The 555-nt window shown below is 45.9% G+C and carries 1 protein-coding gene; it reads left to right on the plus strand.

The genetic code is table 11. The annotated features are described in order from the left end of the window. Positions 1–49: 49 nt before the first annotated feature. Positions 50–555, plus strand: a 506-nt coding sequence (locus FE810_RS17340) for a thiamine pyrophosphate-dependent enzyme (RefSeq protein ID WP_246037088.1), incomplete at its 3' end; no start/stop codon positions are given.

Below are 555 nucleotides of genomic sequence, written 5' to 3' on the forward strand. Positions count from 1 at the left end.
CATCACATCTTACAGATGTCACGGTTTCACTTTTATGAGAGGTGCCTCAGTGAAAGCCGTTCTGGCTGAATTGATGGGTAGAAGAGCCGGTGTCTCTTATGGTAAGGGTGGTTCCATGCACCTTTACGCTCCAGGCTTCTATGGTGGTAATGGTATCGTGGGTGCCCAGGTTCCTTTAGGTGCAGGTTTAGCTTTTGCTCACCAATACAAGAACGAGGACGCCTGCTCTTTCACTTTGTATGGTGATGGTGCCTCTAATCAAGGTCAAGTTTTTGAATCTTTCAACATGGCCAAATTATGGAATTTGCCCGTCGTGTTTTGCTGTGAGAACAACAAGTACGGTATGGGTACCGCTGCCAGCCGTAGTAGTGCTATGACCGAATATTTCAAGCGTGGTCAATATATTCCAGGTTTAAAAGTTAACGGTATGGATATTCTAGCTGTCTACCAAGCATCCAAGTTTGCTAAGGACTGGTGTCTATCCGGCAAAGGTCCTCTCGTTCTAGAATATGAAACCTATAGGTACGGTGGCCATTCTATGTCTGATCCCGGTAC

The organism is Thalassotalea litorea, assembly GCF_005843925.1.
In the GTDB taxonomy this organism is placed as follows: Bacteria; Pseudomonadota; Gammaproteobacteria; order Enterobacterales; family Alteromonadaceae; genus Thalassotalea_A; species Thalassotalea_A litorea_A.